The organism is Paraburkholderia sp. 35.1 (assembly GCF_050436525.1).
In the GTDB taxonomy this organism is placed as follows: domain Bacteria; phylum Pseudomonadota; class Gammaproteobacteria; order Burkholderiales; family Burkholderiaceae; genus Paraburkholderia; species Paraburkholderia tuberum.
In genome coordinates this window covers 2953910-2966083 of sequence record NZ_JBNDMJ010000002.1, presented here as the reverse complement: position 1 = coordinate 2966083, position 12174 = coordinate 2953910, and the positions used below count along the sequence as shown (strand labels likewise).

Sequence of the window (12174 nt, the reverse complement as noted above, 5' to 3'; positions counted from 1 at the left end):
CAACACGCTCAATAAAAACAAACCAAACCTCTACGACTGACGTCGACCGCCTGATCGCCACCCTCGAGGCTTGCCTCGCGGAGCTCGCCTGATCGTCCGCGCTGCGCTACTGATCGAGATTCGATAGCATCGCCGGCAGGTAGCGCGCACCCGCCGTCTTGTGCTGCGAGAGAAAAGCGCGAATGCTTTCCAGCTCGGCGGCCGTGAGCGTCACTGAAGCCGCCCCAAGGTTTTCCTCGAGGTACCTGCGCCGCTTGGTGCCCGGGATCGGCACCAGATCGTTGCCTTGATGAAGCAGCCATGCGAGGGCAATCTGGCCCGGCGTCACGGACTTGTCCTTCGCCAGCGCCTTGACGAAGTCGGCGAGTTTGATGTTCGCGTCGAAATTGCTGCCCTGAATGCGCGGATCGTTGGCAGCACGCCAGTCATCGGCGGGCAACTCTTCCGCCCGCTTCGCCGTGCCGGTCAGAAACCCGCGGCCAAGCGGACTATATGGCACAAAACCAATGCCGAGTTCACGAAGCGCCGGCAAGACCTTGTCTTCGACACCGCGCTCGAACAGCGAATATTCACTCTGCAAGGCGGAAACCGGTTGCACCGCGTGCGCCCGCCGGATGGTATCGACGCTCGCTTCGGACAAGCCAAAAAAGCGCACCTTGCCGGCCGCGATCGCGTCCTTCACCGTGCCCGCAACATCTTCGATCGGCACATCGGGATCGACCCGATGCTGATACAGTAAATCGATGTGATCGGTCTGCAAGCGCTTTAGCGAAGCATCAATCACTGCCTTGATGTGCTCGGGGCGGCTATTGAGGCCGCGCACACCATTTTCAAAGGCAAAACCGAACTTGGTCGCGATCGTGACCTCGTGCCGGCGCCCCTTCAACGCACGGCCGAGCAGTTCTTCGTTGGTGAATGGGCCATAGATTTCCGCAGTATCGAGAAACGTACAACCCAGTTCGATCGCCCGATGGATCGTTGCGACCGATTCCTCGTCGTCCGGCGTGCCGTATGCAAAGGACATGCCCATGCAGCCCAGCGCGATCTCCGACACCACAAGTCCTTCACGTCCAAGCTTCCGAGTCTTAAGCATGCTGCTCCTCCATCGAAAAGTGCTCCGTTTACGATGGCACATGCAGGAAGGGGATGTTAGTCAGATCCTCTTGATTCGTTGCCTGATTGTTCCGGACAGGCGCGCAATGAGAGTCGTAACTTCTTCTCGACCAAGACAGACCTTAAACCCAGCCGGTGTTTAGCCTATCGACTCCGGCAGCGCACTCAAGCCGTGTGTTAACCGCGCGCGATTACATGCCGGCGTGCCTGCCTTGATCTCGGGGTAATCGTTCGATCAATGGCTACGAGTTACATGATGGCCGGCCGGCGAGCCTCCGATGTCCGGCTCCGAGCCGACATCCGAATGTCCGCCACGGCGCGCGGTCGAAGGGCTGAAGACGGCCGAACCCAGAAATTCGGGTTCCGGCCGAGACTAACGGAGCGCGCCAGCGCCACGAAATCGGGGTTTCGCCGAATCCGCGCAGGCCCGCGGAGTGGTCGCTCGCCCCCGCTCCAATCAGAGGTTCGACGCGCAGCCATTATTCGACTAGGCTTATCAGAAGCCCCATGCTGCACAAACGCGTTGAAAACCGCCAAGAAAGATTCGATTCAAACATCTGTTTGCAGGGTATCTCACGATAGGCTACCGACCATGGACGACATCTCTCCGCAGGCCTTCGTCGATGCCGCGATAGCCTATCAGAAGACTGCCGCGGTGAAAGCCGCCGTCGAGCTCGATCTGTTCACCGCGATAGCGGACGAGCACGGCGACGTTAAGCGTATAGCCGAGCGGGTAAAGGCCGCCGAGCGCGGTGTGCGCATACTCTGCGACTTTCTGACCGTGCACGGGTTTCTGCAGAAGGAAACGGGACAGTACCGATTGACGCCGTCGACCACCGCATTCCTGACGACTTCCTCGCCGGCCTGGATGGGGAGCATCGTGGATTTCCTGGCGGCTCCTGAAATGACGGCACTGTGGCTGGACGACCCCGCCGCGTTCGTTCGCAACGGAGGAGCCGTAGGGCTGGGCAACATAGCGCCCGAGCATCCCGTCTGGGTGAAGTTTGCGCGTGCGATGGCACCGTTCGTGACACAAACCGCACAGAGCATCGCGCAACACGTGAGTGCGCGGCCTCAGGCACCGAAGCGCGTGCTGGACATTGCAGCCGGGCATGGGCTGTTCGGAATCGCGATCGCCGAAGCGATCCCCGGCGCGGAAATCGTGGCGACCGACTGGCAACCGGTTCTCGAGGTCGCGACGCAGAAAGCCGCAGCGGCCGGTGTCAGTTCGCGTTACCGCACGGTCGCCGGCAGTGCGTTCGAAGTCGATTGGGGTACGAATTTCGATTTGGCGCTGATCACGAACTTCCTGCACCACTTCGATCCGCCAACCTGCGTGGAATTACTCTCGAAAGTCCGCAGGAGCCTCAGTCCCGCAGGGCGAGCGCTCGCGGTGGAATTTGTTCCCGACGAGGATCGCGTGTCGCCGCCGTTCGCCGCCGCGTTTTCCTTTATGATGCTTGCGTCCACGCCGCAAGGCGACGCGTACACCGCGCGCGAACTCGAGCAAATGGGCCGCGAAGCCGGCTTTTCCAACGTAACGGTGACGCCGCTGCCACCTTCGCCGCAAGCCCTCGTTGCATTCGAGTAGCGCACATCCCTCGCGCTCCAGGCACCGCATTTCGTAATGGAGACGGCGTTCAGACGATGTCGATCGCGACGTCGATGTTGTAGGTTGCGCTGCCGGCCGACCTGACGGTCGACGCCGAGGTGGATCTCGGCACGGGCGCGGGCGGCTATCTTTCGCCGTCGCGGACGCCCGACGACGTACGCGTCTTGCTGGTGTACAAAACCTTGTCGATCTTGCTCATCCTGCGGGTCGATGCCGCTCGCAGCCTCGTCGATACCGGGGAACTCTCACTTGCGGTGATCGCCAGAGAGACCGGATTTGGCGATACCGAAAGAATGCGCAGAGCATTCGTCAGGACGCTCGGGCACCCCCTCATTGCTTCATGGGATTTTCAGGAGGGGTTCCGCACCTTGTCCACGGCTCAGTCCCTGCACATGGTCGCCGCGCGATTGGTAGCGAACTTGTACTCGGCGATCCGTCAGCGTTAGGTTGGTAAGAGAGCCTGTTCTTGACGCGACAAGGCGGACCGCAAGGCTTCATTGGCGGTGCTGCGGCCCAGCTCCGCGGCATGCAGCGCCTGCTATTTCCACTTCGATCCGAGCATCTCCAACCCGGCTTTCTGCAGGTCTTCCGGTAGCAGCACAACGCGAAACTCGCAGTCGGCGTTGAACGTGAGAAACCACGGCTCAGCAAATGCGGGAATCTGCGATGGCTCATCAGGGTTGATGACGAGGATGGCTCCGCGTCCTCCGCTTTGCTCCGTAAAATAGGCTGCTTCCGGTTTCATCGCTTCAGGTATCTTTGCCATCACTTCCTCGATGGTGCCATCGCGCACAAAAGCATTGAATGGCTCGTGGGGAATCCGTATGTTGAGAAGCATGCGCATGGTCATTCTCCTTGCCTAAGGCCCTGAAAGAACTCTTCAAGCATAAGAGATCTCCGATGTTGCTTTCGTGGGCTCGGCAATATTCCCGCGTATGGGTGCGGAACGGTACTGAGCATCGGAAACCAGTGAATTGACGCGGAGCGGCAACAATTGGCGACGGCAGCCATTCGCAACGGGCGCAACGTGTGCCAATCTCACCCTTCTGCGAATCCAACAAATTCGCGTCGCAAATCCGGCAAGTCCAATTTATTCGGTTCCGCGTCATCAAAGGTTTGACCGAATTCGTTCGCAAGTCTCTGAGCACTAGGCAGGCCGTTATGGGGCTGAGCGGCGAATCGCCTGAGCGCGAGACGAAGACTGCAAGCGTCCGCGCGTACGGCGCGCAGAACACCTTTCGCCGTAGGTTTTATGCGGCCACGGAGAGCGCGGCGTCCTGCCGGAGTGGCACGACGTTCGACGGGATATCCATCAGGAGTTCCAGGCGTGCGCCGAGCAGGCGCCATGCGTCCGCCTGTTCCTGCTGCCGGACCGCCCGTTGATAGGTGCGTTTGATCTTGTTCTGTTCGAGGTGGTTCAGGCACTTCTCGATCACGTGGCCATGGACGCCGAGCTCGCCCATCAGCGTCGTGCCCGTTCGGCGCAGATCGTGAGGGGTCCACCGTCCGCCTGGCAAGATGAGCGCGTCGATGTGCTGGCTGCGGTGCTGCAACGGCGTGCCGCTTGCCGCGCCTTGGCGGTCATAGATCTGCTTCGTAATGGACTTGGAACACACTGGCCCGTCGTGCCGGGCGGCCGGGAAGAGCCAGACTTCATCGCCGCCGAGTTCGAGCAGCGCCCGCATGTGGGTCTTGGCAAACTCGCTTAGGTAGATCGTGTGCTCCTTCGCGTTTTTCGAGTGGTCCGCCGGAATGATTCAGGTGCCCGCTGCCAGATCGATGTCGGCACGGCGCGCGCGGGTCAGTTCGCCGATCCGCGTGAGCGTCGCGAGCATGACCCATACAGCGTGCTGCGTCGACTTGAGCAGATTGGCGTCGGCGAGTCTGGCTGACAACGCGCGGATTTCGGCCTCCGACAGCACACGTTCGCGTTCCTCCTCCTGACCACCAACGTGTTTCTTTTCGATGCCGGTCGTCGGATCGGCCGCCACAATCTCGCGCACCAGTGCAAAGCCGAACATCTGCCTCAGTTCGGCGAGCAGCCGGTTGGCCAGACGCGCGGCACCGCGCGCCTTGACGGTATCCAGCACGGACATGATGTCGGCCCGTCGGATGCTGTCAGCGTGACAGTCACCGACCTTTCCCGGCCTTTGCGGCGTCTGTTGCACCGAGCGCCCGCAGCTCTTTGAACTGGATGCTGTCAGTGACGTTGGCGCGATCCTTTGCGCGGCGCCACATCGAATGAAGCCCGGTCTTCGAATACGCCCCGCCTTTCTGCGTGGGGAACAGGTATGGGCTGGTGATCAAGTACTTCTTCTTGATCGCCTTCGCGCGATCGATCACCGCGCGGATCTGCAGCGTGATCTCAACGTCCAGCACCTTGCCACTCGTGCCGGCCGTCTTTGACGGCTTGAATCGGATCGTGTTGTCGGTGATCTGCGTCTCGAGCAACATGCGAATGTCGATTGCCCGCTGGCGGAAAATGCCACACTGGACAACAGATCTGACAGGCCCAAACATCAAGATCGGCAACCACGTCGCCTTCAGACTTCGTGAGTGGCATGCTGTCTCCCGGCAACGTCGACACGGTCACCTGCGTATGACTGGCTCCCGGTACATCGCCGACTCGAACACTCACTTCCTGGATGCCATCGAGGTATCCAAACGTATGAATGCGCTATGCCAACGGAGGATTGCAGCGACCGTTCGTAGAATGGTTTTCTTTGGGTCGTCCGTCTATCTTGATTCCATGGACTTTGGGATTTCATTTACAGTAAGTGGCGCCATGTTAAATGTTCTGCACTGGATTCATATCGGTAGCAACGCGTACGACGAGTACACGTTCGTCCCCTGGCTGAACAAGAACGTACATCGCCGGACTGTTGACCTTAGCCACATCTGTATCCAGTGAGGGCCACGATGAGCATGAACGCAAGAGATTTACTCGAGCTGCACCGAGATGATCCAACGTCGTCAGAACTGCGGAAGATGGCCGCGAACATCATCGCCGTCGGCGTCGCAGATCAACACGAGGGCTGCTGACATGAACGCGCTCGAACAGTGGCGCTCCCGACCGCTGCAGGTCAGTGTCCTGGATCGCTGCGATGAATGCGGCGAGTTGAAGGAAGACGTTCAGAAGCGCGTGAACTATTGGCCGAATATTACTGCCGTCTGCTGTGGGAAGTGCTTCACTGCAATGACCGCCCAATACAGCGGATCTTCAGCCCTATCAGGGGTCAGCGAGGAATGGCGCGCAACGCAATGCTGTCGCGACCGAGCCAGATAAATCAGTGTTTCCTTAGTTCCTTTGGAATTGACGGTAAGGCCGGCTGGGCCTGGGGGGCCGTTTTGGGTTTGCGTGGCATACATGCTCCTTGAGCTACATGTTATGCCTTGAACACAAAATTTATGAAAGGCCCCTCAAGTCCGGCCCGCGGATGACGATAAACCGCTTGATCGCGACGACGCATCAAGCACGAAGCATGGCTCTTGACGGTCCCAATCGTGCTCCTTCTCCTGGCCTCTTCTGCCGCCACCCCACGGCGCCTCCATCTCAGTACGTCGATTTTTTCAGAGCTCGCCATGAAAAGTAAACGATGGTCAATTAGTCTAGTAACGTCTCTGGCTCTCTCTGCTTTGTTGCCGACGCAGGGCGCGCACGCGCTGGACGCCACCGTTCAGCCCGGGCAGAGCATTCAGAGCGCACTTCAATCGGTAGCGGCAGCGGGTGGCGGCACCGTTACGCTCGGCGCGGGCGTCTGGACCTTGAGCAGTTCGATCCAGATCCCGGGCAGCAACATCACGTTGACGGGCCAAGGTGCCGCAACGGTGATTCAAGGACCGTCGACGCCCTATGTATGGAACCTAATCCTTGTGAATGGCCAGAGGAGCCTGCACGACATTACCATCTCGAACCTTGTGCTTGACGGACAGGTTCCGAAATCCGCGGCTTTTGATCCTAACAACGCCTACTCGGTGGCGGGCGGTGGCCTCAACGAAGCCGCGAAGGGTTTGGAGCTTGTCGACGCGAGCAACCTGAAGATTCTGAACGTCGAGGTGAGGAACACGGCGGAAGGAATGGCAACCGGGTCCATCAATGGACTGACCATCGATCGCTCCTACTTTCACGATAGCGGCATTATGGTGCACGGTAACGACGGCCTTGCCTGGCACAATGCGTATTTATGGGGCTCGACGAATGTGACGATTACCAACTCGCGCTTCTTGAACTCGTGGGCGGGCGATGGCTTGCATATCAACGGACCGGGGAGCAACGCGATCACTGTCGATAACTCGACATTCGTCGGCAACTATCGGCTGGGTATTCATGCCCAGCAAACTCCTGCCAATCTCACCGTCTCGAACAACGACCTGAGTTTCAACGGCTCGACCGCGCCTGGCACTGCAAACTACAACGGTCTGTCCATGAGCGGTCTCGACATGGAGTCCACGACTGGAACGATAGTCGGCAATACAGCCATTGGCAACACCAATGAAGGCATCATCACCCGCAGTGGAACCGGCACGCTCGCCGGCAATACGGCGCTCGCCAATAGCTGGTGGCAGATCGACAATTTCGGCTCCTACACGGTCGGTGCGAACTATTCAGTGCAGGGTCATGGTAGTGCACGAGGCGTCGGGCCGATTCCGGACGGGACATATCAGATCGTATCCCGATCGAGCGGGCTGGCGCTGGCACCGGCCGGCCAGGCAAACGGCAGCTTGCTGACGCAAACTCCTTATACGAGGTCGACAAGCCAACTGTGGAGCTTCGTCAATCTGGGCAATGGCGAATATGAGGTCGCCGCCGCCAGTAGCAGCCTGGCGATGGACGTGAGCGGAGCGGGTACCGGAGACGGGGCGCAGGTTCTGGTGTGGAATTACCACGGTGCCGCCAATCAGATCTGGCGTGTCATCTCGACCGGCTCGCAGTATTACCGTCTGTGTCCGGCCCACGCGCCCGGTTCGTGCCTCGATGTCAAGGGTGGCTCGACGGCTTCTGGTGCAAATGCAGACCTTTGGCAATACGAAGGTTTGCAAAGCCAGCAGTGGCAAGTTCTCGCCCCCTGATCGCAAGCTGCCAGGCAAATCTGAAGATGCGGGCGTTCCACGCGGGGCTTTATAGCTCCGCTGCCGGGTGAGTCGACACGGAAAGTTGTTGCAGCTTCCGTCTCCCCACCCGCATCCGATTCTGTCAGAACTCATATTCGGTAAGCGTCAGTGCATCCCGTCTTGAATATGGCAAGCCCGAGTGTGAATGTATTGCTTTCGTGAGGATGACAGTGCGCCAACTCACGCTCATTGAACACGACCACCTCCGCGATGTAGGGCGCCCCCTGATACCAGTTCGGGTCGTCCTGACGTCGGGACCGCATCAGTTGAGAATCTCGCCGTACTCCGGACCCCATTCGATGAGAACGGGCCCACACTGGGTGAGAACAGCCCGATTACATCGGCGCGGAACCGCGTTCAGCAAGAATGTCCGAGCGGCTCAGCCAAGGTGCGTGTCAAAGTCAGCTAACGACCCAGTGCGGACGTTCGGCAATTGACACTGAAATGCCCGTTCAATGATCCGGAAGGACCGGTAATCCGGCGGCTACGTTGAGTGGCAGCCACTATCCTGGTCAATGGATGAAATCAACCGAGGGCGTGTGAAAACGCAAAAGTACTCGGTTTTCGGGTGTCGTTTTACCCTTACCGAGTCACCGTCAAGCCAATACAGCGCAATCTGGCGGCCCGACTTTCTCGAACGTCGCGTTCAATCTGCGTTTTCACACGCCCTCGACCCAATGTGGACACTCGGCTTTCGGGAAAGCGCCGATCCTTGTGGCTCGGCATGAGAGTTGAAGCGTCTCGGAATCAGTTTCTTCAACATCAACCACTCCCGTTTGCATCCTACGTTTTATCCCAATCCGCGTCCGAAAAAACCAAAGCGCCACAATTGCTATTTCACGCGCATGGCCTATGCTGGTTGTAGCTTTTCAGGCGAAGTGACGTCACAGTCAAAACAATAAAGAATTAGAGGGTGTTAGGCATTTTTGTTAAGGGCTGCAAAGTGAACAAGCATAAGCACGGAGAACGACGAAGTGCAAACCGGCCAAGGTTTCAGGCAATCGCTCATAGTCTCTGGCCAGTTGGCGGAAGCGGTTGAGCCAGCCGAAGCTGCGCTCGACCACCCAACGGCGCGGCAACAGAACGAAGCCCTTTTTCGCCTCCGACAGCTTGATTACCTGAAGCTCTATTCCTTCGTTGAGTGCTGCCTGCGCAGGCTCTTCGCCGGTGTATCCCTGGTCCGCGAACGCCACCTTGACCGTCTGGCCGGTGGCCTGCTGAACCTGACGGGTCAGTTCTCCGACCTGCGCGCGTTCCTGTTCGTTGGCCGGCGTAACATGCACAGCAAGCAGTTGCTCCAAAGTATCAACCGCCATGTGGACCTTGCTGCCGCGTTTGCGCTTGTAACCGTCGTAACCGGCGCGAGGTCCACTTTCGCAGGTCGACTGCAGCTTCCGTCCATCGAGAATGACCGCGCTGGGTTGGCCACGACGCTCCTGCGCGATCCGGATGATCGAACGCAGGTCATTGACCATAGCCTCGAAACAGCCGGCCTGAATCCAGCGTTGCGTCTGCTGGTAGACCAGTTCGCAGGGCGAAAAGTCATTTGGCAACAAACGCCATGGTGCACCCGCGCGTACGATCCAGCGCAGCGCGTTGAACATCTCGCGCAGTTCGTAACGGCGTTACGGTGCGTCCTTGTTCATCAAGGTCCTAAACCGCGCTCACGCCTCAGCTGTAGCGATGCAATAGAAAGGCAGTGTCTGGATGCCATCGCCGCCGCGGCCGAGTCGCCCGATTTCGATGCCGGCATGGCCGCAGCGCGTGCGATCTACGATCGGCTCGTTTCGTCCGATCAGGTGTCAATGCAACGAGATCGGTTTTTCAAGTCGCGCCGGGACGGCTCCGCTCGATAAGCACCAGCTGATTTGCTACTACGCGGAAAGTTGCTTGCGCAGATCGCCTTTTCGCACCTTTCCCGAAGGCGTGCGCGGCAGCTCTGCAACGATGCAAAGTTGCTCGGGCGTCTTTTGCTTCGCCACGTTCGCGCCGGCAAAGTGGGTCTGGACTGCGATCAGGTCGAGCGACGTGCGTTCGTGCAAGACGACGACCGCACAGACTCTTTCGCCATATCGTGCGTCTGGCTGCGCCACGACGGCGACATCGCGCACGGCCGGGTGAGTGGCAAGTACTCGCTCTACTTCGAGCGACGATATATTTTCTCCTCCGCGATTCACGATGTCCTTCTTTCGGTCCGTGATGGTCAGGCAGCCGTTTGCGTCGAGACGGCCGATATCGCCGGTCCGGAACCATCCGTCGTGAGTGAACGCGGCCGCATTGAGCGCCGGGTCGGTGTAGCCGACAAACAGCTCCGGTCCTTTGATCAGAATCTCGCCGTCGCGTCCGGCAGGCAGGTCGCTGTCCAACTCATCGACAACGCGCACCTGCGAGCCGGGTTGAATGCGACCGTCCGTGCAAGCCCGGATATCAAAAGGCGAATCGGCCCAGCCGACACTCACTGTCGATTGCTCGGTCAGCCCGTACGCGCGGGTGCCCGCGAAGCCGGCCCGATCGGCCATGGCGACGTGCTCCGGCGTGACACCCGTGCCGCCCAGACCGTAAGAAGCGAGGGACGCCAGGCTGCGCCCGTCGCGGCGGGCGGCTTCGAGGAGCCCCTGGAGATGAAACGGTGTGCCGCCCGAAAGGCGCACGCGATACTCATCGACCAGTCGCGCGGCAAGCGAGGCGTCCCACCGGTCCATGAACACCATCTCGGTGCCTGTAATGAATGGACGCAACAGGAAATTGAAGCCTGCAATATGGCCAGCAGGGAAGGGCGTGAGGTACGGCCCAGGCCCATCGATGAACGGAATCTGCCACTCTGCGCCTACTGTGCGATGAGAGTGCTGCACGCCTTTGGGCGAAGCTGTCGTTCCTGACGTGTACAGCAGCAGGCAGATGTCTTCCGACGTTGGCGGGTCGGCAGGGCGTTGTTCATGCGTTGTCGCGGCGAGTCGCTGCAGCGCGCCAAACGTGATGCCGTTCGAGGGCGCCCGATCGCCAACGACGATCACGCGCTCGAGGTCGGGCGTGTCGCCGAGCGCGGCGACACGCTCCAGGTAGTCGGTTCGGGACCAGAAATCGGGCACGCACAGAACGCGGGCGCGGGATTGTCGAAGGATGAAGCCGACTTCGGCGGGACCGTAGATGTGTACGATCGGCACGAGTACCGCACCGATCTCCAGTGCAGCCAGATACAGAAGCGCAGTCTCGCGCTGTGTGGGAAGCTGTATCGCGATCACATCGCCTCGACGCAGACCGAGGGCTGTGAGTGCCTTGCCAATCTCTTTCGCGTCGCGCAGCAGGGACTCGGTGGTGCAAGTGTAGGCACCGGCCTGGGTATGAAAATGGAGTGGCGTCGCGCTGTGCTTTTCGACGGCGCGCGCAATCAGGGCCGCAAGAGGCAAACCGCTCGACCACGGCGCAGTTTTCGATTCGCGCAGATTGGAATTCATGCTAGCAATGCTCGCAAGAGACTCACCAGCGCGAGTGGCTGGTCAAGCATCATGTGATGGCCTGCGCGTGGCATCGTGATGGGACCCTTCGCGCCGGGAATCGCAGCTACGATGCGGCGCGCGCGATCGGCGCTGACTACGCTGCTGCACTCGGCGTGAACGTAGCTGACCGGAACCGCGATGCGGGTCAGCAGGTCTTCTTCGCCTTCGACCGGCTGGAGATTCCGCAACTTCGGGTCGAAGCGCCATACCCAGCCGTCGGCGGTTTGACGAAGTGATGTCCGCGCGAGATGCTCGAGCAGCCACGGCTCGCAATCTTGTTCCGGGATGAGTCGAAAGCGACTGAGTGCAGTATTCCAGTCCGGATAGGGGCGGGGCGGCGGGCGTCGTTCCACTGCAGGCAAGGTTTCGCCGCGTAGCATGAAATACGAATCGAGCACGACTGCATGCGAGAGACGATCGGGAAAGGTCGCGCACGCCTGGAGCAGACGCGATCCGCCGAAACTGTGGCCCACCGCGACGCACGGTCCAGAGCCGATTGCATCCACGACAGCGACGAGGTCGCGCACGAAAACGTCGGCGCTGTATTCCTGCCTGTAGGCGCTGTCGCCCATGCCGCGGAAATCCAGAGCAAAGACGCGAAAGCGATCGGTGAAGAAGGGCGCAATGAAGTCCCACCAGTGCGTGTGCCCGAGAAAACCGTGTGCGAAGACAAGTGGCGGCTTACCGGTGTCTGCGGCGTTCCACGAGACATAATGGACAGTCACCCCGCCGCCTTCGGTGAAGTGAGATCGACGCGGCTGGGCCATGGCGTGGTCGAACCATGAGGGGACACGATCATTCATTGCGGATTTTCCATTACCTGAGGCTTGCACACGCGGT

The 12174-nt window shown here is 59.7% G+C and carries 10 protein-coding genes and 1 pseudogene; 3 read left to right on the top strand and 8 right to left on the bottom strand.

Going from position 1 to position 12174, the window contains the following annotated elements:
• Positions 1 to 106 precede the first annotated feature (106 nt).
• Positions 107 to 1093 (bottom strand): aldo/keto reductase, encoded by a 987-nt coding sequence (locus OKW27_RS19475; RefSeq protein ID WP_429334479.1) that lies wholly within the window; start codon positions 1091 to 1093, stop codon positions 107 to 109.
• Between the two features lie 543 nt (positions 1094 to 1636).
• On the opposite strand from OKW27_RS19475, the gene OKW27_RS19470 reads away from it, so the two are divergent.
• Positions 1637 to 2704, top strand: a complete 1068-nt coding sequence (locus tag OKW27_RS19470) for a methyltransferase (RefSeq protein ID WP_429334478.1) — start codon at positions 1637 to 1639, stop codon at positions 2702 to 2704.
• 119 nt (positions 2705 to 2823) lie between these two features.
• Positions 2824 to 3171: a hypothetical protein gene (locus OKW27_RS19465; RefSeq protein ID WP_176078868.1), complete on the top strand. Its 348-nt coding sequence runs from the start codon at positions 2824 to 2826 to the stop codon at positions 3169 to 3171.
• 92 nt (positions 3172 to 3263) lie between these two features.
• On the opposite strand, the gene OKW27_RS19460 is transcribed toward OKW27_RS19465, so the two are convergent.
• From OKW27_RS19460 to OKW27_RS19445, 4 genes are all read right to left on the bottom strand, one after another.
• Complete coding sequence (locus OKW27_RS19460) at positions 3264 to 3569, bottom strand: panthothenate synthetase (RefSeq protein ID WP_429334477.1); 306 nt, start codon at positions 3567 to 3569, stop codon at positions 3264 to 3266.
• A 406-nt stretch (positions 3570 to 3975) separates the two neighbouring features.
• Positions 3976 to 4479 carry a tyrosine-type recombinase/integrase gene (locus OKW27_RS19455; protein WP_279613277.1) on the bottom strand — a complete coding sequence of 168 codons (504 nt, stop codon included), beginning with the start codon at positions 4477 to 4479 and terminating at the stop codon, positions 3976 to 3978.
• A gap of 3 nt (positions 4480 to 4482) precedes the next feature.
• Positions 4483 to 4821 (bottom strand): hypothetical protein, encoded by a 339-nt coding sequence (locus OKW27_RS19450; RefSeq protein ID WP_429334476.1) that lies wholly within the window; start codon positions 4819 to 4821, stop codon positions 4483 to 4485.
• A gap of 34 nt (positions 4822 to 4855) precedes the next feature.
• Complete coding sequence (locus OKW27_RS19445) at positions 4856 to 5176, bottom strand: hypothetical protein (protein WP_429334475.1); 321 nt, start codon at positions 5174 to 5176, stop codon at positions 4856 to 4858.
• A 1131-nt stretch (positions 5177 to 6307) separates the two neighbouring features.
• Here OKW27_RS19445 and OKW27_RS19440 point away from each other — a divergent pair.
• Positions 6308 to 7795: an RICIN domain-containing protein gene (locus OKW27_RS19440; protein ID WP_090808706.1), complete on the top strand. Its 1488-nt coding sequence runs from the start codon at positions 6308 to 6310 to the stop codon at positions 7793 to 7795.
• A gap of 971 nt (positions 7796 to 8766) precedes the next feature.
• Here the strand turns inward: OKW27_RS19440 and OKW27_RS19435 are convergent.
• The 3 genes and pseudogenes from OKW27_RS19435 to OKW27_RS19425 all read right to left on the bottom strand — a co-directional run.
• A pseudogene (locus OKW27_RS19435) lies at positions 8767 to 9501 on the bottom strand (IS5 family transposase); the annotation flags it as partial.
• A 210-nt stretch (positions 9502 to 9711) separates the two neighbouring features.
• Positions 9712 to 11292, bottom strand: coding sequence for an AMP-binding protein (locus OKW27_RS19430; RefSeq protein WP_429334474.1), 1581 nt, complete (start codon positions 11290 to 11292; stop codon positions 9712 to 9714).
• A complete protein-coding gene (locus OKW27_RS19425) occupies positions 11289 to 12137 on the bottom strand; it encodes an alpha/beta fold hydrolase (RefSeq protein ID WP_429334473.1) in 849 nt (282 codons plus the stop codon). The genes OKW27_RS19430 and OKW27_RS19425 overlap by 4 nt, the downstream gene beginning before the upstream one ends.
• Positions 12138 to 12174: the final 37 nt, after the last annotated feature.